Raw genomic sequence first — 20,736 nt, forward strand, 5'->3', positions numbered from 1 at the left:
GAGTAAGGATAATCTTGCCTGTGCCAAATAGTATGTTGTAACTAGATTAGCCATTAAAAAAATGGGCAACATTATTGCCCATCCAGCCCGCGAATCGGTTTTACCGAGGACCATGCGCGGCACGAAGGACAGTGCCAGTAAAGCGCATGCGCGGTAAAACCACACTTGTGACAGCGATAACGCGGCTTGGTGCGAATCTGTTCGCCAACCATATCGCGCAGCACCATCAGGCTCTCTTTCGCGCGACCGTCTTCAGCCTCCTGCAGGTGAAAATCCATCAGACGATGGAAAACACGCATTGTGGGATGGCGTTGCAACTGGCGGTTTACATAGGCTTCGGCGGTTTCTGCGCCTTCTTGTGCTTCCACAATATCCGCCAGATAAAGTTCGGCTGCCGCGCCGGTGTTCTCTTCCACGCAGCGCTGCAGATATTCCGCCCACTGATCGGCACGTTGCAAATGGCCATAACAGGTTTCCAGCATCGGCAGCGTTTCGCTCACCAGCTCTTTGTCCTGCTCAATCACGCGCTGCAGGAAACCGGTAGCTTTGGTAAACTCTTCCTGCGCCATTAGAATACGGCCCATCATAATGGACACGCGTGCGCTCTGCCGATCGGCCGCCTCGCCCTTTTTCAACAGGCTCATCGCCCGTTCAAGATCGTCACTGCCCATCGCCTGCAGCGCCAGCTCGCAGTAAAAGTGCGCAATCTCCATCTTCTGCTTATCTTTACCGAGCTTGACCAGCCGCTCAGCGACGTCAATGGCCTGCTGCCATTCGCTGGTTGCCTGATGAATCAGCAGCAGCTGTTGCAGGGCGCTGACGCGAAACTCAGTTTCATCGGTCAACTGGGTAAACATATCTTCCGCGCGGTCATACATACCGGCGGCCATATAGTCGCGGCCCAGCTGCTGCACTGCCAGCAAGCGCTGATCGTAGTTCAGCGAGGCGCTTTCCATTAAAGACTGGTGAATGCGGATGGCGCGATCCACTTCGCCGCGCGAACGAAACAGGTTGCCCAGCGTCAGGTGCGCTTCCACGGTGCCGCTGTCCTCTTTCAACATATCGAGAAACAGATCGACCGCTTTGTCCTGCTGATTTGAGAGCAGGAAGTTAACCCCCGTCACGTAATCCCGCGACAGGCGGCTCGCTTCCTGTTGCTTATCCTGCTGTGCGCTTCGTCTGCCCATATACCATCCGTAAGCAGCGGCAACGGGAAGGAGCAGGAATAGCAATTCCAACATAAGAGGTTATTCCTTGACCACAACACTGCGCGAGGCGGCAGATTTCGATTCGTTCTGCTGGCTGGTCTGCTGTTGCAGACGTTTTAGCTTACGTTGTGTGTGGCCCAACGAGACGCGCACGCGCAGCCAGAACAGGCCGCATATCGCCCAGCCAAGCAGGAAGCCCGCGGCAAACAAAGTCGCCAGAAGCGTAGAGATGCTGAACTGTCCCTGTGCGAGCAGGTAGTTAAAGGTGACCACCTGATCGTTATGTGCGCCAAGCGTGACGGAAATAATAAAAATGACCAGCACGACTAAAAAAATCAGCAAATATTTCACGTTTCTTCCCGTATGGAATGGTAACTAAAAGAATTATGCCAAAAAAGCGCGGCGGATGCTGCAATGTCATCATCCGCAGCGCGCGCTTTTCCTTTCCTGGCTGCCTGAATTATTTGGGGGCGAAATGTGTCAATGCAATCACTTGCCCTGCTCTTCCCGCTGATTTATCTCCTGCGACTCTTCAACCGGCACGGTAAGCGGGCCACACACTCTTTGCGCCAGCCATACGGCGAGGGTAACCAGCAGCCAGCTTATCAGCGTGGCCACGATCAAATCACGCGGCCAGTGCATGCCCAGCAGCATACGGCTGACCATCACGCCGGTAGCCCACAGCAGCAGTACCACGATAGTGAAGGTGCGGCGACGCGGCCACAGTAGTCCTACGCCCAACAACGCCCAGCTGGCGGCAAACAGGGTATGACCAGATGGAAAAGCAAAGCCGGTTTCAAATGCCCAGTGCTGTTTTAGCCATCCTGGAAGCTGCTTGTCATCCTGCAACAGGTTCGTGACCATTTCGCCACGCGCCTTGCGCTTGAGCTGATAGAACGTCTCTTCATTGACGCCGTGCGTTTTCTCCAGCCAAAGTACATAAGGCCGCGGTTCCTGCACGCGCTCCTTAATGAAAGATTTGGTGTACTGGCCCGCCATAATGGCTGCAAGCATAATAGCGACAAGGAAAAGCGCGGGTTTGAGGCGAAAGCGTAAACACCATAAAAACCAGGCGGTCAGCAGGATAAAGGTGATGATACCCCATGGGCGGGTCACGGTTTCAGTCATCCAGAACAGGCCTTTCAGCCAAAAAGTATTATGTCCCGGCTGCCATTGCCAACCTGACAGCCATACCACCAGCGGTATGATCAGCAACAGCAATGCGCCCAAAGCGGTTCGCCTGGCGATGTCAAACATCCGAGCTCCTTGGTGATGGCAAAAAATCTGCAAAGCAATACAATAGCTTAAAAAATAATAACATAACGAATACCACTTGGATAATTGTGCTTTATCACTACAATCGCTGATACAGGTTACCCCTTACAATAGTGGTTATGGCAAAATAGCCGCCATCATTCAGGTCAGTCGGGCCTGCAAGCGTTATCATTATGATAGCGCAACAGATCAAGGTTCTGGAGAGTTACATGCAGCTGAAACGGGTGGCAGAAGCCAAACTGCCAACGCCATGGGGAGATTTCCTGATGGTTGGATTTGAAGAACTGGCCACCGGGCACGACCATGTTGCCCTGATTTATGGCGATATCAACGACAATGAGCCAGTGCTGGCGCGTATCCACTCCGAGTGTCTGACTGGTGATGCGCTGTTCAGCTTGCGCTGTGACTGCGGCTTTCAGCTGGAAGCGGCGCTGACCGCCATCGCTGAAGAGGGTCGCGGTGCGCTGCTTTATCATCGTCAGGAAGGTCGCAATATCGGCTTGTTAAACAAGATCCGCGCCTATGCGTTGCAGGATAAGGGTTACGACACGGTTGAGGCTAACCATCAGCTCGGCTTCGCTGCCGATGAGCGTGACTTTACCCTCTGCGCCGATATGTTCAAGCTGTTGGGCGTCAATGAGGTCCGTCTGCTGACTAACAACCCACGCAAGGTTGAGATCCTCAGCGAAGCGGGCATCAATATTGTCGAGCGCGTGCCGCTGATAGTGGGGAGAAATCCTAAGAATGCCCATTATCTCGATACCAAAGCTGAGAAAATGGGCCATTTGTTGCCTAAAGGATAAGAGGAAAAAGGCCGTTACCGGCCTTTTTTTTTAGCTCTTCAGCATGTTCCTGATAACAAAATGCAGGATGCCATCGTTACGGTAATAGGTCAGTTCATTACCGGTATCAATGCGACAACGCGTCACCAGTTCCTCTTTGCTGCCATCGGAACGCGTTAAGGTCACGCGCACCGTACAGCCTGGCTGCAAATCTTCCAGATCTTCCACGTCAATCAGCTCTTCCCCGGTGAGATTAAGGGTTTTACGCGTGACGTCTTGCGGAAACTCCAGCGGTAAAATCCCCATGCCAATCAGGTTTGAGCGGTGAATACGCTCAAAAGACTCAGCGATTACTACGCGAACGCCCTGCAATCGTGGCCCTTTTGCCGCCCAGTCACGGCTGGACCCTGAGCCGTACTCTTTGCCGGCTATGATCGCCAGCGGCACGTTCTCCTGCTGATATTTCATTGCGGCATCGTAAATCGCCAGCTGCTCGCCACTGGGGTAATGTTTGGTTATCCCCCCTTCCACGCCGGGCACCATCTCATTGCGAATACGGATATTAGCAAAGGTGCCACGCATCATGACTTCATGGTTACCGCGGCGTGAACCGTATGAGTTAAAGTCATTGCGCTCGACGCCATGCTGTTGCAGATAGCGTCCCGCTGGACTTTCGGCTTTGATGCTGCCCGCAGGTGAAATATGGTCAGTGGTCACCGAATCGCCGAGCATAGCCAGAATCCGGGCGCCGCGAATATCTTTCACCGGCTTAGGCTCCGCTTCCATATCGTCAAAGAACGGCGACAGACGGATATAGGTTGATCCTTCATCCCAGTCGTAGGTTGCCGCCTCGCTGACCTTGATCTCCTGCCATTCCGGCGTGCCGTCGAACACTTCGGCATACTCTTTGTGGAACATGTCCACCGAAACCTGCTGCACCGCTTCCGCAATCTCTTCCGGCGTCGGCCAGAGATCTTTCAGATAAACCGGCTTGCCGCTGAGATCGTTACCCAGCGGTTCAGTTTGCAGGTTGATGTGCATATTGCCCGCCAGCGCATAAGCCACCACCAGCGGCGGTGAAGCGAGCCAGTTGGTTTTGATCAGCGGATGAATTCGCCCTTCAAAGTTGCGGTTGCCTGAGAGCACGGCCGCAACGGTGAGATCGCCTTCTTTGATGCCGTTTTCAATGGCGTCCGGCAGCGGCCCGGAGTTACCGATACAGGTGGTGCAGCCGTAGCCGACCAGATTAAAACCAAGCTTATCGAGATGCGGCGTCAACCGGGCTTTGGCAAGATAATCAGAGACCACTTTCGAACCCGGCGCCAACGACGCCTTCACCCACGGCTTACGCCGCAGTCCCAGTGTGACCGCTTTTTTCGCTACCAGGCCCGCCGCCATTAACACACTGGGGTTGGATGTGTTGGTACAGGAGGTAATGGCGGCAATCACTACCGCGCCATCCTCCAGCTCATATTCGTGTCCGCTTTCACTGTCGGACCATTTCACCGTCTTATGGGCTTTCTGGGCACGGTTAACTTCCAGTTCGTTGCTGGCGTTGAACGCATTAGGCACATCGCCCAGCGATACGCGGTCCTGCGGACGTTTTGGTCCGGCAATACTGGATTCAACATCGTGCATATCCAGCGACAATGAGCTGGTAAAGACCGGCTCGTCCCCTGGATTACGCCACAGGCCCTGCGCTTTGGCATAGGCTTCCACCAGCGCGACCTGTTCATCGCTACGGCCTGTCAGACGTAAATAGCCCACCATTACCTCGTCGACCGGGAAAAAGCCGCAGGTTGCGCCATATTCAGGGGCCATATTGGCGATGGTGGCACGATCGGCAAGCGGCAGATCGGCCAGGCCGTCCCCGTAAAACTCAACAAATTTTCCCACCACGCCATGCTTGCGCAGCATCTGCGTAACCGTTAATACCAGGTCGGTCGCGGTAATACCCGGCTGTAGCTTGCCGGTGAGTTTAAAGCCAACCACATCCGGAATGAGCATGGAGACCGGCTGGCCAAGCATTGCTGCCTCGGCTTCGATGCCGCCTACGCCCCAGCCAAGCACGCCGAGCGCGTTGATCATCGTTGTATGGGAATCAGTGCCTACCAGCGTATCCGGCCAGGCGTAATGTTCGCCATCGCGCTCTTCCTGCCAGATAGCTTTTCCGAGATATTCCAGATTGACCTGATGGCAGATGCCGGTGCCTGGCGGCACGACCCGGAACTGATTAAAGGCTTTTTGTCCCCAGCGCAAAAACACATAGCGCTCGTGGTTACGCTCCATTTCCAGGCGCACGTTCTCTTCGAACGCATCGTCATTGCCAAAATGGTCGACGGTCACCGAGTGGTCAATGACCAGATCGACCGGGGAGAGCGGATTGACCTTCGCCACGTCGCCGCCCAGCCGGTTAACGGCTTCACGCATTGCCGCCAGATCAACCACCGCCGGAACGCCGGTAAAATCCTGCATTAACACACGTGCCGGGCGATAAGCAATCTCTCGATCGGCATGAGCGGTCTGCTGCCAGTCTGCCAGCGACTGAATATCTTCAGCCGTAACGGAATCCCCGTCCTGCCAACGCAGCAGATTTTCAAGCAGGACCTTGAGGGATTTGGGCAGACGATCAACATTGCCCAGCTGCTCAGCAGCACGCGGCAGGCTAAAGTAATGGTAAGACTTACCTTCCACATCCAGCCTGTCCTGACTTATTTCGTGTAGGGATAACGACATAGCTCCTCCATATTATTGTACGAGCGTTCACCCTAAAGGCTCAGGGCATACAATAAAGATAGTCCACACAGTCATTAACGTTTTGATAACAACACAAATTGACACTTTTAAATAAAACGACAGAAACAAAAACGCCCCGCGAATAACTCGCAGGGCGTTTATTAAAATTTGTGTTAATTACATTACCAGAACTGCAGCGCCACTCCAGAATGCACAAGACAGGGCCCAGGCGCTATACCACGTAATTTTAGTAAGATTCATATATAACTCGCTCAGGCCGGAATACGGCCAATAAAAAACGTACATTCAGAATCAAGCAGTTAGCGCCGATCCAACCGATTTTTAGAGACCCAGAAGTGTTGATGTTTATGGACATCAAACGCTATAAGCGAAAACAATATTACTTAAATCAAATTAACCACATTGCGCAGTTAGCTTTACGGCAAATATAACAAACAGCTTATTTTACTTTCTCATCGAACATCGATTCGATGAAATTTCTCTGCTTCTCGTTCAGGTTCCATGATGGGGGTATATTCACTGTGTCCGCATCCCTGGCTTTGCAGTAGGGAGAGGCTTCAACATTGCGCGCCTGCTTCGGTTTGTGACTCAGCGTATGTCCCAACATGATTTACCCCCAGAAGCGCCAAATCATTACTGCAATCCCCACCCAGAACAGGGCAGACACAGCAAAAACGGATAACCATGCGTTGCGGCGGGTGTTACCACTACGCTCGACCTTAGTGCTTTTTGCCCGGAAGCCGGGTTGTACAGTTATTCTGGTAGCCATAGTTTTTGATAATCACTCTCAATGAAACGATTGTTAGGACCGATGAAGAATTAGGACGAATCCTAAACTCTTACCCAATTAAAATCCAGCTATTTTTATTGAACACAACGATTAACGTTATTAATCAAATTGGCAATTATCGTTGAGTAAACTGCTGCTCTTTAACTGCGACATAATTGCTCCGTAACTTAAATTAAAATAATCGGCACAAAAATCAGATCCATCTATTAATAGAGCCACCCTGTTGCATTAGCGGTGTAGCTGACCTAAGCCACATCGGATAACTGGAGTATGAGATTTATCCTGGCTTTCTGCAAAAAAGAACATAGGAAAATGTGCTGCATTTCTCATTTAAGAAACAACAATGAATAAACCTGTGAGCCATGTTTCATTTACAATAAATTAATAAAACAGATGTGAAAATGGGGCTTTAGGACCAACCAGACATAAAAAAAGCCGCATAAGCGGCTGAGAAAAGAAGGAAATGCTGACTAAACTCTATTTGACAGGCAATTTTATATCTTTGAACATGGCTTCAATGTCATCGTTAGATCGTAATGCCACGGCGGTATCCACGACGTCTCGCGTCAGGTGTGGTGCAAAACGTTGAATAAAATCATACATATAGCTTCTCAGGAATGTGCTACGGCGAAAGCCAATTTTGGTCGTGCTATAGGTAAAAGTATCTGTCGCTTCTATGCGGATTAAGTCAGGGTCTGCAACAGGATCGACTGCCATGCTGGCAATAACCCCTACTCCCAGCCCTAAACGCACGTAAGTTTTGATCACGTCGGCATCGGTGGCGGTAAAAATTATTTTCGGCGTCAGGCCGGCGCGATTGAAAGCAGTATCCAGTTCAGAGCGTCCAGTAAAGCCGAAGGTGTAGGTTACCAACGGATATTCAGCCAACTCCTCAATTGATACTTTGCTCTTCGCCGCCAGTGGATGGTCCGGAGTGACCACGATAGCGCGGTTCCAGTGATAGCAAGGCAGCATGATTAAATCGTCATACAGGTGCAGCGCTTCGGTGGCGATAGCAAAATCGGCATTCCCCTTGGATACTGCCTCTGCAATCTGCGTAGGCGAGCCCTGATGCATATGCAATGAGACACGCGGATAGCGCTCGATAAAGCCCTTAATGACGTTTGGCAGCGCATAGCGCGCCTGAGTATGTGTAGTGGCGACGTATAGCGATCCCTTATCCGGCCAGGTGTGCTCGCCTGCTACCGACTTAATCGCCTCAACCTTTGACAACACTTCACGGGCGATGCGGATAATCTCCTCACCGGCCGGTGTAACCTGCGTCAGGTGTTTGCCACTGCGCGCAAATATTTGAATGCCAAGCTCGTCTTCCAGCATGCGCACTTGTTTACTGATGCCCGGCTGCGAGGTGTAAAGCCCTTCAGCGGTAGAGGAAACGTTAAGATTGTGGTTAACGACTTCGACGATATAACGCAGCTGCTGCAGTTTCATAATGGTGTTCCCGGTTAGCGTCCAGTGCACGCCCTCTTTCCGTTCGTGAAATGATGCAGGCGACGGGTAAAGGTCAGGCAAAATGGTGGGGTTTTACTATAACGACTATATCATTTTACGTTTGGATGTAGAGGATATTGTTATAAGCAGCGCCATAAAAAAAGGCCAGCAAAGCTGGCCTTTTCATTAGCGAACGTTAAGCGAGGGCTACTTTTTCGCTTCCTGCCATTTGCCATCAACAAAAAAAGCTGACCAGCCGGTGGCTTTTCCCTCTTTTTCTGAGCTGACATACTGCTGTTTTGTCTTGCGACTGAAGCGAACGACCGTCTTATTCCCCTCTTTGTCGGCTACAGGCGCATCGGCCAGGTAGCGCAATTTCTCAGGCAGACGATCTTTAAAGCGTTGCAGCTCTTCCACCAGCGGCGCACGGGTTTCGCGCGATTTCGGGAAGGTGTTAGCGGCAAGGAACACGCCTGCCGCGCCGTCACGCAACACGAAGTAGGCATCGGACTTCTCACACGCCAACTCAGGCAGCGGTACCGGATCTTCTTTTGGTGGCGCAACGTCGCCATTACGCAGAATTTTACGCGTGTTTTTGCACTCTTCGTTGGTGCAGGCCATGTATTTACCAAAACGCCCCATCTTCAGGTGCATCTCAGAACCACATTTCTCACACTCTACGATAGGGCCGTCGTAGCCCTTGATGCGAAATTCGCCCTGCTCAATTTCGTAGCCATCACAGCCAGGATTGTTACCACAGACGTGCAGCTTGCGCTGGTTGTCGATCAGATAACTGTCCATGGCGGTGCCGCACTTCTCACAGCGGCGACGGGCACGTAACGCATTGGTTTCGGCATCGTCACCTTCAAGAATGTTCAGCACTTCATTTTCAGGAATCAGGTTAATCGTCTGCTTACAGCGCTCTTTAGGCGGTAACGCGTAACCTGAACAGCCTAAAAACACGCCGGTGCTGGCGGTACGAATACCCATTTGACGGCTACAGGTTGGGCAGTCGATGGTGGTCATCACCATCGCATTCGGCTGCATGCCGCCTTCTTCCGGATCTTTTTCAGCCTGCTCAAGCTGCTGGCTAAAATCGCTGAAGAAGCTGTCGAGCACCCCTTTCCATTTCGCTTCGTTGTTCGCGACCTGGTCAAGGCTGTTTTCCATATGCGCGGTAAAATCGTAGTTCATCAGCTCGCGGAAATTTGCTTCCAGCCGATCGGTAACGATTTCACCCATTTTTTCCGCATAGAAACGGCGACTTTCAACGCGCACATAACCGCGATCCTGAATAGTCGAAATAATTGACGCGTAGGTTGACGGTCGGCCAATGCCGCGTTTTTCCAGTTCACGCACCAGTGAGGCTTCGCTGAAGCGCGCCGGCGGCTTGGTAAAGTGCTGACTTGGCGTCAACTGCACCAGCGTGAGATCGTCACCGACGTTGACCGGCGGCAGGGTGCGATCCTCATCGCCTTTGCGCAGCGCTGGCATCACTTTGGTCCAGCCGTCAAAACGCAGCGTACGGCCTTTCGCTTTCAGTCTGAAATCACCAGCATTGACGGTCAGCGTCGTTGAATCGTACTGCGCAGGCATCATCTGACAGGCAACAAACTGGCGCCAGATCAGCTGATAAAGCTTCTGCGCATCCGCTTCCATATCCTTCAGGCTTTCCGCCAGCACATTGACATCAGAAGGACGAATCGCTTCGTGTGCCTCCTGCGAATTGTCTTTGCTGGCGTAATGATTTGCCGCTTCCGGCAGATACTTTTTACCGAACTCGTCGCCGATATAGTCGCGTACCATGCTTACCGCATCCTGACTCAGATTGGTTGAGTCAGTACGCATATAGGTGATGTGACCCGCTTCATACAGCCTTTGAGCCATCATCATGGTTTTTTTGACGCCAAAACTCAGGCGGGTACTGGCGGCCTGCTGCAGCGTCGAGGTAATAAAAGGTGCGCCGGGTTTGCTGCTGGTCGGCTTATCTTCACGATCGGCAATGGTAAAGCGCGCTTTTTCCAGCAGGCTCAACGCCGCCTGGGTCTGCTCACCGTTTACCGGGCGAAATGCTTTGTCGCCCTGATGCGTGACCTGCATGGCCAGATCGCTGCCTTTTGGCGTGGTGAAATCTGCATCCAGCTCCCAGTACTCTTCGGGAACGAACGCTTTGATCTCACGCTCACGTTCAACGACCAGACGTACCGCTACCGACTGCACGCGTCCCGCGGAGAGACCACGTGCGATTTTTTTCCACAGCAAAGGGGAAACCATGTAACCCACCACGCGATCCATAAAGCGTCGCGCCTGCTGTGCGTTAACCCGGTTAATGTTCAGTTCGCCCGGCTTTTCAAACGCCTGGCGGATGGCATTTTTGGTGATTTCGTTAAAGACCACGCGACTGAAGCGGGAATCATCACCGCCGATCACTTCCCGCAGGTGCCACGCAATGGCTTCCCCTTCGCGGTCAAGGTCAGTTGCGAGATAGATGTGGTCAGCGTTTTCAGCCAGCGCTTTCAGCTCGGCAACCACTTTTTCTTTGCCCGGCAGAATTTGATAATCCGCTTCCCAGTCATGCCACGGGTCAACGCCCATGCGGTTGACCAGCGCCGCTTTCTCATCTTTCTTAACTTTTTTGGCAGGTTTACTGGTTGTAGAGTCAGCGCTCTTTTTAACTGTTGATCCACTGGTCGGCAAATCACGAATATGACCTACGCTGGATTTCACCACGAAGTCATTGCCGAGATATTTATTGATTGTTTTGGCTTTTGCCGGGGACTCAACGATTACCAGAGCTTTTCCCATAATTACCTTTACCTGAATATAACGTCTGACCGTAAATGAAATGAAAGGATGACGACCGGTTGCGGTACAGAGGAATCTGATGCCTCATCAGAACCACAACGAAATGTCTTTATCCAACCTACTGAAAAGGCATGCCTTTTAACAGCGATGCAACTCCAGCACAACAAAATTTACTGCCAGAACCTGAATCGCCCACACTCTACCTGATAAAATCTGTTACGCAACCTTATTAGCACTCAGGTTAAAATCGCGCCATAAACTGCGAAGCAGCAAACAGATTTGAGCGAGTGTAACCCGGCCAGTAATATAGAAGGATTCTCTTCACTGTCAAAAAATGAGGCAATAATGATGCTGACCACAACCGCTCTTTCGCGTGAAGCATTACTGGAACGGGCAAATGCCATGCTTGAAGCGCACGACGATTATTTTCCGGGTGTGCAGGTTGATGGCGTGGAGCAAAAAGGCGACGTGCTGGTGTTCAACGGCAATTTTTGGCTGGATGAACAGGGATTACCCACGGCTAAAAGCACGCGGGTATTTAATCTGTATAAATTTCTGGCAACCGAACTGTCGAAACAGTATCACCTGGCGTAACGCCCGGCGATGAACCGGGCAACATGGATTACAGCAGCGGTTTATCGCCGCGCTGCCACAGCTTCAGCAGCGAGCGTTCGGCGCTGGCGGCTGCGCTCTGCGTAAAGCGATCGAACATTTTTTTGCGACGAGCATAGCGCACGCTCAACACGTCAAAACGCTCCAGCTGCGAGATGATCAGCGTATCGCTGGTGCCAATCTCATCGACCAGTCCCAGCTCAAGTGCCTGACGTCCAAACCAGTGTTCGCCGGTGGCAACCTGCTCAATATCCAGCGATGGACGCATCTCATGGACAAAATCTTTAAACAGCAGATGCGTTTCGTTTAAATCCTCACGGAACTTTTCACGCCCTTCTTCGGTATTCTCACCAAACAGGGTCAGCGTGCGCTTATATTGCCCGGCGGTATGCAGCTCAACATCAATATTGTTACGCTTCAGCAGGCGATTAAAGTTAGGTACCTGCGCCACTACACCAATCGATCCAACAATTGCAAAAGGCGCGGCGACGATACGATCGGCCACGCAGGCCATCATGTAACCGCCACTGGCCGCCACTTTATCCACCGCAGCGGTAAAGGTAATACCGCTGTCGCGCAAACGCTGCAACTGTGATGCTGCCAGACCATAACCGTGCACTACGCCGCCCGGGCTTTCCAGTCGAAGCAGCACTTCATCACCAGGTACGGCGACGGCAAGGATGGCGGAGATCTCTTCGCGTAATGACGCCACTTCGCTGGCGTCTATGCTGCCCTTGAAATCGAGCACATAGAGTGAAGGTTTGGTGCTGTCACGCTTAATGCCTTGTTTCGCGTTGCGCTTAGCCAGCTTGTTTTTTTCTTTCTCGCGCTTTTTATGCTCTTTCAGCCAGGTTTTTTGCTCCAGCGGCGGCAGTTTAGCCAGCGTCATCTCCTCTTTGACATGACGATAGTCATCGCCAATACGCACTACCTTCAGCTGTCCTGCCTGGCCGCGTTTACGCTGCGCCACGTTCACCAGAATAATGGCGATGGCCGCGATAGCGGCCACAATGGTGATGGTTTTCGCCAGAAACAGTCCATACCAGAAAAGTAATTCCATTCGTCCGCCCTGTTGCACATGTTGTTAATTGTCTTTCAGTTTATCACAGCGTGACCGCTTCACATCACGCGCCCTGTGCTGGTTTGCACTGCCTGGTTTTTTCAGGCATAAAGCGAACACCATGAACAATTTCACGTGACGGCAATCTGCCGAGGAGCCGCTATGGATTACCAACCGAAAAACAACCTGCTTGAAGGCCGCATTATTCTGGTGACCGGTGCCACTGACGGTATCGGCCGTGAGGCGGCACTGACTTATGCCCGCCATGGCGCCGAGGTTTTGCTGCTGGGGCGCAACGGTGAAAAGCTCAGCCAGGTGGCTGCAGAGATCGCGACGATAACCGGCAAATCCGGCAAAACGTTCGTGCTGGATATGAACAGCGCGACACCCGAAACCTGCCAGACGCTGGCAGCGAGCATTGCCGCTGAAGTTCCGCGGCTGGATGGCTTGCTGCATAACGCTGGCGTGCTGGGCGACATTGCGCCAATGTCAGAGATTAACCCGCACGTCTGGCGCGAAGTAATGCAGGTTAACGTGGACGCCACTTTTTGGCTGACGCAGGCGCTGTTGCCATTACTGCTGAAATCGGCTGCCGGCTCGCTGGTGTTTACCACCTCAAGCGTTGGCCGTACCGGTCGCGCCGGATGGGGCAGCTATGCGGTTTCCAAGTTTGCTACCGAAGGCATGATGCAGGTGCTGGCCGATGAGTATAAAGATCGCCATTTACGGGTGAACTGCATCAATCCTGGCGGAACGCGTACCAAAATGCGTGCCAGCGCTTTTCCACAGGAAGACGCCAATAAGCTGAAAACGCCGGCTGATTTAATGCCGCTTTATCTCTATCTGATGGGTGACGACAGCCGTAACGAGAGCGGGGTCAGCTTTGATGCTCAGCCGGGCCGCAAGCCAGGAGCCGCAGAATAATGGCCGCTGAAGATCGTCATCAGCAGCGCCAACAGCGGTTGAAAGATCAGGTTGACGCCCGCATCGCCGCGGCAACGGACATGCGCGGCATTGTGATGGTGTTCACCGGCAACGGTAAAGGCAAAACCACCGCGGCTTTCGGCACGGCTACGCGGGCGGTCGGTCATGGCAAGCGCGTCGGCGTGATTCAGTTTATCAAAGGCGAATGGCCAAACGGTGAACGCCAGCTGCTGGAGCCGCAGGGCGTGGAGTTTCAGGTGATGGCCACCGGTTTTACCTGGGAAACACAGAGCCGGGAAACGGACAGCGTCGCCTGCGCGGAAGTGTGGCAACATGGCCTGCGCATGCTGGCTGATGCGCGTCTCGATCTGGTGATTCTGGATGAGCTAACTTACATGGTGAGTTACGATTACTTGCCGCTGGACGCGCTGCTCACGGCATTACGGCAACGCCCCGCTCATCAGAGCGTGATCATTACCGGCCGCGGCTGCCATCGTGACATTCTGGAACTGGCGGATACGGTGACGGAGATGCGACCGGTCAAACATGCGTTTGATGCCGGCATTCAGGCACAGCAGGGAATTGACTGGTAAAAAAAGGCGCCCCGAAGGCGCCTTTTTTGTTATCCGCGTTTGCTGTTGCTGTTAGTGCGACGCGAACCGCTGCTGACATTGCTGTGACGTTTCACCGCCCGGCGAATCTGGTTCGCCTTGGTGCGACGGCGATCTTTTTCTACCGCCACCTTGGTGACCGTTTCCGCAGGCAGATCCACCAGCTCGCGCAAATAGTTAATTGGCGGCAGCTCCAGTTCGGTCCAGCCACCGCGTGGCAGACCTTTTGGCAATGGAATATCGCCATAACGCACGCGAATCAGACGGCTAACCTGTACACCCACGGCTTCCCACAGGCGGCGCACTTCACGGTTACGGCCTTCGGTCAATGTGACGTTGTACCACTGGTTGATGCCTTCACCGCCGGCAAACTTGATGGTTTTGAATGCTGCCGGACCATCTTCCAGTTGCACACCGCGGCTCAGCTGGCGAATTTTATCATCGTCAACCTGGCCAAAAACGCGTACCGCATATTCACGCTCAACTTCACGACTTGGGTGCATCAGGCGATTGGCCAGCTCACCATCGGTGGTGAACAGCAACAGACCACAGGTGTTAACATCGAGACGCCCCACCGCTACCCAGCGCGCGCCGCGCAGGCGTGGCAGGCGATCGAATACGGTTGGGCGACCTTCGGGATCGTTGCGCGTGCACAGCTCGCCTTCCGGCTTATAGTAAGCGAGCACACGGCACACTTCCGTGGCCGATTCGGTGATGGCAACAATGTGCCCATCAATACGGATTTTCATCGATTTGTCGACTTCAACGCGATCGCCGAGGGTGGCAATTTTGCCATCGACGCTGACGCGTCCGGCGCTGATCATCGTTTCAATTTCGCGTCGTGAGCCATGGCCCGCGCGCGCTAAAACTTTTTGTAACTTTTCGCTCATTGAGCTGCCTCGCTGTCGCCTTCACAGGCGTCGTGGAAAAAACATTCAGGCAATTTTGGTCATTCCGCAGGAATTAACGCCGGGGATTGCACACCGCACTCTGATCGCGGCGAATCGTCGCTCTGCGCAGAGGCGGCATATTCTATACCAGTTAACTGCATAAAGCTGTGAAATCTTCACCCTGTGGTTAATGTCTGCGTAACGGCTCGCGCCGCATCAGTTTATTGATTCAATTATCGCGTAATTAACCGCATGGATTATTTTCAACAAATAAATATTATCGATAATTATCGATATAGTCTTATTTACAAGAATGCGTACTGCGCTAGGATTTGGCTGGAAAATTAACACCAGGGAAATAGTCGTTACAGCAACCCGTAATATATAGACCGCCCGCGCAGGCTGAATATCTGCACGCTTATTTTTTAATAATTATCTCACAACAGCAATTAAAAGGATTCAGGATGAACATGTTTTCCTGTTCGGCACTGCTACGCAAAGGAACGCTATTAGCTCTCTTTTTTACACCCCCATCCATGGCGCTGATCGAAATACGTGACGGCTTTGTTTACGGTCCTTCTGCGCCCTATGATGACTATGTAAAATGGAACAACCCGGCGCTGCTCGATTTCCACTTTTCTCATATTCGTTCAATACGCAGCGTCGCGCCTGAGGGTGAACACGGCTCCGTCACCGTGTTTCTCAACGAAACGTTAGTGTCAGGTGCGGATGGCACAGCCATCGATCTCACCGCTCAGGACCACAGTTTCCTGGTCGGCCCCTGGCTGGATGTTAACAACAGTACGGTAACCAGCAATCGCGACAGCGTGGTGAAATTAGACGAGCGCGGCATTATTCGCATGGACAATGGAAAAATCATTGCAGGGGAAAATGGCGAGCATGGTGTTGAATTACGCAGCGGATATATGACGTTAACCAATGGCAGTGAAATTATCGGCAACGATGTCGGTTTATTATGGGGAGGCGGCTATTACCCAAACCAGCCTAATACATCAATTGGTGTTGACAAGGGATCGATTATCTCAGGACGGAATGGTCCGGCTGTACGCGTTGAGGATAATATAAAACACATCAAATATCTCAACATGACGAATGACAGCAAATTAATCTCCGGCACCGACACGATTGTCGAAGCGGTGGGTGAAAATACCCTGCTTGATATTCTGTTCAGAAATACCACCATTGAAGGCGATGTGGTTGCCCGTAATGGTGCAGAAATGCTGTTGTGGCTCGATCGCAACGCAAATTTTACTGGCAACGTACGGAATGCCACGCACATGACCTTAAGTCGCAACAGCACCTGGTATCTACCCGCCGACAATGATTTACAACAGCTTGAACTGGATGCCGACAGCAAAATTGTGTTTGGTGACGGTTCCGCACCGCGTACCCTGACGGCCAACGACCTCTACGGTGGTGGCCATTTTTATATGAACGCCTGGACAGCCGACAACCGCAGCGATTTTCTGCGCATCAATAATCGCGCCACCGGCGACTATTATCTGCATTTCACGCATCAGGGCAGCGAGCCGGGTAAGAATAACCAGCCTCTTAATGTGGCGCATATCGCCGGAGGCGATGCCTCATTTTATCTTCCGGGCGGCAGCGTTGATTTAGGCACCTGGCAATACACGCTGGTACAACAGGATCAGGATTACTTCCTCTGCCAGAACAGCGTCACCTGCCTGACTGGCGAACCGGTTACTCCTGAAGAACCTGAGGAGCCGGGTAAGCCGGAAGAACCCGAGGAGCCGGTTAAACCTGTTGAACCAGAAAAGCCTGTCGATCCCTGCGCGCACGGCGGCTGTGTAACCACACCCTCTACCGATGCTCTGATTGCCATGGGTGTCGCACCGCGAATGATCTTTAATGCGCATCTGCCCGCCTGGCGAACCCGCAGCGGCGACACCGGCGGCGTTAAGCGACAGCAGGAGCAGGTTAATGCTCGTTTCCTCGGCGGTACCCGTCGTTATCAGGGCGCGGCTAACAGCGAATGGAAAATGCAGAGCCGTGGCGTGGAAGTGGCAATCAATACACCCTTTGCTTTTGAAGGAGGAGAAGCTTATTTCGGGCCGGTTGCTACCTTCTCTTCGCAGACCCTTACCGATCGTCGTGGTGCAAACGGTCAGGTTGACAGCTGGGGTATTGGCCTGGAGGCCAGCTGGGTATTCGACAATGGCGCCTGGATCGATACGCTGCTGACCACCAGCCGATATGACCATCGGCTGGGTACCCGAATGAGCAGCGGCACAGAGGTAAGCGGAGAATGGGCTCGTCAGGGTTTTGGCGCCGCGCTGGAGTCAGGTTATCGCATTGCCACCACCGGTGCCGTGTGGCTCGAGCCCTATGCCCGGCTGACCGCCTTCACCGCTGACAGCAAAAATGTGGCGTTGGATAACGGCATGCGGGCGCATTTCAGTCGTGACCGTTCGCTAATGGGTGAAGCGGGCCTCTATGTAGGAGGAACGTTGCAGCTGGCTTCTCTACCGGTTACGCCCTGGCTTAAAGCGGCCATGAGTTATGAAACGCTAAAAGGCAAGGACACGGTGATCAACGATCGTTATCACTTTGATAACGACTTTAGCGGCGCGTCTGCCACCTATGCCGCCGGCGTTTCATTAGCCGTGAGCGATACGACGCGTCTGTTCGGAGAAATTGGCGGTCAAAAAGGCGCCTCAATATCCGCTCCGCTTAACGCATCGCTTGGCGTGAACATCGCGTTTTAATCGCTCACTTGTCGTTTGACGCAAGGTTTCTCAACCTGACGCTGAGCCACGGTTTCCTTCTGCCTGCGGCCTGAATGACTGTCAGCTCGCAGGCAGACCAGGATTTTCCTCATAAAACAAGGAATTGTAATATTAATCAGCAAAAGACACTGCAAAAAACAACCCTAAAAGCAGCTTATAACGCCTTAAGCTATATTTTCTGTTTTATCCTGACACCGGCAGTGAAATTTTCAGCTCAAGTAATTCATGGATTAACTTAACTCTATATCATTAATATTATTTGATTCTTCTCCTTTTGAATTACGTTGTCGAATTAATTAATCAGTGTATTATTCAATCACTGATGCGCAAAGGTTTAATGACTTAACTAAAATATAAACTCCGCATTATTAAAATAATTAAAATAACTTATTTTTAACAAAAAATATCATCTGCCGGACTGGATGAAATAATCTGCAATTGACTGCCCACTTAATATGCCATGAGTCTTCACCAGGGATTTTTCGGCATATAACACTAACGATGTGAACACCATGAAAACACTGCCATTATTGTCAGTAGTAGCTGCGCTATTACTCAGTGGCTGCTCAGTGGGAAAATATGAGTACAGCCGGGAAGCGATGGAACGCGTTGATATGAGCGTAACGGGTATACCGACCATTCTGGGCCTCGGCACAATGGGGACCAGCATACCGCTCACGCCTGAATACAGCCTGACCGCTGCGCACGTGGCGAAGTTCGCCGTGCAGCGCGTAAAGGCCTACCATCCCTATTGCGATCTGGCGATCATTTATCATAAAAACGATTTGAAAACGCTGCCCGCTTTTCGTGCCGGTAAGCCGGGTGACGCGGTCAAAATGTTTGGCTACAGCTTTTATTCTGCCATGCCGGTCGAGTCCAGCGGCGTTAATTTAGCGCGCACCGGCATTCGCAATGAGTGGAATAAAAGTCCCTGCATTGCTATGGCGTCAAACGCTGGCGTGGTGCAGGGTATGTCCGGCGGCGCGGTATATAACAGCGATAACACCGTTGCGGGCGTGATTATTGGTTATTCACGTGAAATTAAAAGTCGTCGCCGCGATCAGCCAGTGCTGAAAGATGTCTCGCTCTATATTCCTTATAGCGACTTCTCGAAATGGCTGGCGCGCGAAACCACTTCCTGAATAATCATTAATACAACAAGCAGGCGCATTATTGCTTAAAAACAATAATGCGCCGCGTATTTATTCAAACGGTTTTGTCGGGCCTACGCCTTCGCGAATGATCTCCGGTGCGTCACCGGTGAGATCGATTACCGTAGTCGGATGCTGGCCAATCGCCCCGCCATCGATAATTAAATCCACCACTTTGCCTATGCTGTGCTGAATATCTTCGGGATCGGACTCGGTAAAATCATTGCCTGGCAACATTAACGAGGTCGACATCATCGGCTCGTTTAGCGCCTCCAGCAGCGCCAGCGCAATAGCGTTTGAAGGCACGCGTAATCCAATGGTTTTACGCTTGTCATTCATTAACCGCCGCGGCACCTCTTTCGTCGCCTTGAGGATAAAGGTATAGCTGCCCGGCGTATTATTTTTAATCAGTCTGAATGCACTGTTATCAACATAGGCGTAGGTCGACAGCTCAGAGAGATCGCGACACATCAGGGTGAAGTGATGGTTACCATCCAGCTGGCGAATACGGCAGATACGCTCCATAGCATTTTTGTCTTCCAGACGGCAGCCCAGCGCGTAGCCGGAATCCGTTGGGTAGACGATCACGCCGCCTTTAGTGAGGTATTCCACCGCCTGTTTAATCAGACGTGATTGGGGATTCTCGGGATGTACGGGAAAAAGTTGACTCATAATATCCTCTTGTCACTGTGCCATATCGACCAGCTGTGGCGTGATATGTGGATGGCGCGTCCAGACTGGCTCCACACCACCGGGCAACCACAGTTTTCGACCCAGCTCGATCCACGGGCAAGGTTGATGAAAATCGGAACCTTGCGAAGCGGCCAGGTCATGATCTCTGGCGTAGACCGCCAGTTGGCTACGTTCATTGGGCGGTTGCTGACACTGCGCGACTTCCATCGCATCGCCGCCGCTCAGGGTAAATTGGGCGATCAAACGCTTAAGCCATTTTGCTGAGAGTCCGTAGCGGCCAGGGTGCGCCAGTACCGCGCAGCCGCCTGAATGATGAATAGCATCAATGGCTTGTTTCATTGTACACCACTCTGGCGGCACGTAACCGGTTTTGCCCCTGGCCAGATAATTTTTAAACACTTGCGCCATATTCTCCGCTTTTCCCTGCTCGATTAAAAAGCGGGCGAAATGGCCACGGGTGATATTTTCGCCCTGAGCCAGCCGCTGCGCGCCAGCAAGCGCATCCGGTATGCGCGCCTTCTCCAGCCGCTCAGCAATACGTTCAGCCCGCTGCCAACGCGTGCTGGCCTGCCCGGCAAGAAATGCGGTCAGCGCAGGATGGGCGATATCCATGCCCAACCCGACAATGTGTATCTCATGATTCTCCCATAGCGTGGACGCCTCAACGCCAGCAACGATATGCAACGGCAGGTCGCTCTGCTGCACCGCTGCGCGAGCGGGTACGACCCCGGCGACGGTATCGTGATCGGTGATCGCCAGCACACCTACTCGCATGTCCACCGCACGTTGCACCAGCGCTTCCGGGCTTAGCAGGCCATCGGAGGCGGTGGTATGGCTGTGCAGATCGTATAAAGGAAAGGTGCTATTGGGGATTGAAGCGGTCAAAGGTACTCCGGAAATCGTGGCAAACAACTGACATGATAACCAAAGCTGGCCGTCAGAGAAAAAGAGTATTGAC

At 52.4% G+C, this 20,736-nt stretch carries 17 protein-coding genes; 6 read left to right on the forward strand and 11 right to left on the reverse strand.

Annotated elements, in window-relative coordinates:
• Nucleotides 1-71: 71 nt before the first annotated feature.
• From lapB to pgpB, 3 genes are all read right to left on the reverse strand, one after another.
• Nucleotides 72-1,241, reverse strand: a complete 1,170-nt coding sequence (gene lapB / locus ACJY2L_RS01450; protein WP_439212147.1) for a lipopolysaccharide assembly protein LapB — start codon at nucleotides 1,239-1,241, stop codon at nucleotides 72-74.
• A gap of 6 nt (nucleotides 1,242-1,247) precedes the next feature.
• Complete coding sequence (locus ACJY2L_RS01455; RefSeq protein ID WP_439212148.1) at nucleotides 1,248-1,559, reverse strand: LapA family protein; 312 nt, start codon at nucleotides 1,557-1,559, stop codon at nucleotides 1,248-1,250.
• 138 nt (nucleotides 1,560-1,697) lie between these two features.
• Entirely contained in the window at nucleotides 1,698-2,465 is a 768-nt protein-coding gene (gene pgpB, locus ACJY2L_RS01460) for a phosphatidylglycerophosphatase B (RefSeq protein ID WP_439212149.1), read from the reverse strand.
• Nucleotides 2,466-2,692: 227 nt separating this feature from the next.
• Here pgpB and ribA point away from each other — a divergent pair, with 227 nt between their 5' ends.
• Complete coding sequence (ribA, locus tag ACJY2L_RS01465) at nucleotides 2,693-3,286, forward strand: GTP cyclohydrolase II (protein WP_067430978.1); 594 nt, start codon at nucleotides 2,693-2,695, stop codon at nucleotides 3,284-3,286.
• A 30-nt stretch (nucleotides 3,287-3,316) separates the two neighbouring features.
• Here ribA and acnA read toward each other — a convergent pair whose 3' ends face one another.
• The 4 genes from acnA to topA form a co-directional block, all read right to left on the reverse strand.
• Nucleotides 3,317-6,001, reverse strand: a complete 2,685-nt coding sequence (acnA, locus tag ACJY2L_RS01470; RefSeq protein WP_439212150.1) for an aconitate hydratase AcnA — start codon at nucleotides 5,999-6,001, stop codon at nucleotides 3,317-3,319.
• A gap of 631 nt (nucleotides 6,002-6,632) precedes the next feature.
• Nucleotides 6,633-6,791 carry a YmiA family putative membrane protein gene (locus tag ACJY2L_RS01475; RefSeq protein WP_071852506.1) on the reverse strand — a complete coding sequence of 53 codons (159 nt, stop codon included), beginning with the start codon at nucleotides 6,789-6,791 and terminating at the stop codon, nucleotides 6,633-6,635.
• A gap of 498 nt (nucleotides 6,792-7,289) precedes the next feature.
• Entirely contained in the window at nucleotides 7,290-8,264 is a 975-nt protein-coding gene (gene cysB / locus ACJY2L_RS01480) for an HTH-type transcriptional regulator CysB (protein WP_067430983.1), read from the reverse strand.
• A 207-nt stretch (nucleotides 8,265-8,471) separates the two neighbouring features.
• Entirely contained in the window at nucleotides 8,472-11,069 is a 2,598-nt protein-coding gene (gene topA / locus ACJY2L_RS01485; protein ID WP_439212151.1) for a type I DNA topoisomerase, read from the reverse strand.
• A 345-nt stretch (nucleotides 11,070-11,414) separates the two neighbouring features.
• On the opposite strand from topA, the gene ACJY2L_RS01490 reads away from it, so the two are divergent.
• Nucleotides 11,415-11,663, forward strand: coding sequence for a DUF2498 family protein (locus ACJY2L_RS01490; protein WP_067430996.1), 249 nt, complete (start codon nucleotides 11,415-11,417; stop codon nucleotides 11,661-11,663).
• Between the two features lie 28 nt (nucleotides 11,664-11,691).
• Here ACJY2L_RS01490 and sohB read toward each other — a convergent pair whose 3' ends face one another.
• Entirely contained in the window at nucleotides 11,692-12,741 is a 1,050-nt protein-coding gene (gene sohB, locus ACJY2L_RS01495; protein WP_439212152.1) for a protease SohB, read from the reverse strand.
• Nucleotides 12,742-12,903: 162 nt separating this feature from the next.
• Here sohB and ACJY2L_RS01500 point away from each other — a divergent pair, with 162 nt between their 5' ends.
• Entirely contained in the window at nucleotides 12,904-13,665 is a 762-nt protein-coding gene (locus tag ACJY2L_RS01500) for a YciK family oxidoreductase (protein WP_439212153.1), read from the forward strand.
• Nucleotides 13,665-14,258: a cob(I)yrinic acid a,c-diamide adenosyltransferase gene (gene cobO / locus ACJY2L_RS01505; RefSeq protein WP_067430999.1), complete on the forward strand. Its 594-nt coding sequence runs from the start codon at nucleotides 13,665-13,667 to the stop codon at nucleotides 14,256-14,258. Before ACJY2L_RS01500 ends, cobO begins: the two co-directional genes overlap by 1 nt.
• Nucleotides 14,259-14,287: 29 nt before the next feature.
• On the opposite strand, the gene rluB is transcribed toward cobO, so the two are convergent.
• Entirely contained in the window at nucleotides 14,288-15,166 is an 879-nt protein-coding gene (rluB, locus tag ACJY2L_RS01510) for a 23S rRNA pseudouridine(2605) synthase RluB (protein WP_067431002.1), read from the reverse strand.
• Between the two features lie 464 nt (nucleotides 15,167-15,630).
• On the opposite strand from rluB, the gene ACJY2L_RS01515 reads away from it, so the two are divergent.
• Together ACJY2L_RS01515 and ACJY2L_RS01520 are read left to right on the forward strand one after the other, a co-directional pair.
• Nucleotides 15,631-17,913, forward strand: coding sequence for an autotransporter outer membrane beta-barrel domain-containing protein (locus ACJY2L_RS01515; RefSeq protein ID WP_439212154.1), 2,283 nt, complete (start codon nucleotides 15,631-15,633; stop codon nucleotides 17,911-17,913).
• Between the two features lie 533 nt (nucleotides 17,914-18,446).
• Nucleotides 18,447-19,076, forward strand: a complete 630-nt coding sequence (locus ACJY2L_RS01520; RefSeq protein WP_067431009.1) for a S1 family peptidase — start codon at nucleotides 18,447-18,449, stop codon at nucleotides 19,074-19,076.
• A gap of 60 nt (nucleotides 19,077-19,136) precedes the next feature.
• Here the strand turns inward: ACJY2L_RS01520 and ACJY2L_RS01525 are convergent, their stop codons facing one another.
• A complete protein-coding gene (locus ACJY2L_RS01525; RefSeq protein WP_439212155.1) occupies nucleotides 19,137-19,757 on the reverse strand; it encodes an L-threonylcarbamoyladenylate synthase in 621 nt (206 codons plus the stop codon).
• A 12-nt stretch (nucleotides 19,758-19,769) separates the two neighbouring features.
• Nucleotides 19,770-20,663 (reverse strand): RNase RNM, encoded by an 894-nt coding sequence (gene rnm / locus ACJY2L_RS01530; RefSeq protein ID WP_439212156.1) that lies wholly within the window; start codon nucleotides 20,661-20,663, stop codon nucleotides 19,770-19,772.
• Nucleotides 20,664-20,736: the final 73 nt, after the last annotated feature.

The sequence above is a fragment of the Duffyella sp. Ts4 genome (assembly GCF_051851875.1).
In the GTDB taxonomy this organism is placed as follows: domain Bacteria; phylum Pseudomonadota; class Gammaproteobacteria; order Enterobacterales; family Enterobacteriaceae; genus Duffyella; species Duffyella gerundensis.

Coding starts and splice junctions, on each gene's coding strand:
- rluB (WP_067431002.1), bottom strand. CDS start 15,166: ATGAGCGAAAAGTTACAAAAAGTTTTAGCGCGCGCGGGCCATGGCTCA.
- cobO (WP_067430999.1), top strand. CDS start 13,665: ATGGCCGCTGAAGATCGTCATCAGCAGCGCCAACAGCGGTTGAAAGAT.
- ACJY2L_RS01475 (WP_071852506.1), bottom strand. CDS start 6,791: ATGGCTACCAGAATAACTGTACAACCCGGCTTCCGGGCAAAAAGCACT.
- lapB (WP_439212147.1), bottom strand. CDS start 1,241: ATGTTGGAATTGCTATTCCTGCTCCTTCCCGTTGCCGCTGCTTACGGA.
- ACJY2L_RS01500 (WP_439212153.1), top strand. CDS start 12,904: ATGGATTACCAACCGAAAAACAACCTGCTTGAAGGCCGCATTATTCTG.
- ACJY2L_RS01490 (WP_067430996.1), top strand. CDS start 11,415: ATGATGCTGACCACAACCGCTCTTTCGCGTGAAGCATTACTGGAACGG.
- ACJY2L_RS01520 (WP_067431009.1), top strand. CDS start 18,447: ATGAAAACACTGCCATTATTGTCAGTAGTAGCTGCGCTATTACTCAGT.
- acnA (WP_439212150.1), bottom strand. CDS start 6,001: ATGTCGTTATCCCTACACGAAATAAGTCAGGACAGGCTGGATGTGGAA.
- ribA (WP_067430978.1), top strand. CDS start 2,693: ATGCAGCTGAAACGGGTGGCAGAAGCCAAACTGCCAACGCCATGGGGA.
- ACJY2L_RS01515 (WP_439212154.1), top strand. CDS start 15,631: ATGAACATGTTTTCCTGTTCGGCACTGCTACGCAAAGGAACGCTATTA.
- topA (WP_439212151.1), bottom strand. CDS start 11,069: ATGGGAAAAGCTCTGGTAATCGTTGAGTCCCCGGCAAAAGCCAAAACA.
- ACJY2L_RS01525 (WP_439212155.1), bottom strand. CDS start 19,757: ATGAGTCAACTTTTTCCCGTACATCCCGAGAATCCCCAATCACGTCTG.
- cysB (WP_067430983.1), bottom strand. CDS start 8,264: ATGAAACTGCAGCAGCTGCGTTATATCGTCGAAGTCGTTAACCACAAT.
- pgpB (WP_439212149.1), bottom strand. CDS start 2,465: ATGTTTGACATCGCCAGGCGAACCGCTTTGGGCGCATTGCTGTTGCTG.
- sohB (WP_439212152.1), bottom strand. CDS start 12,741: ATGGAATTACTTTTCTGGTATGGACTGTTTCTGGCGAAAACCATCACC.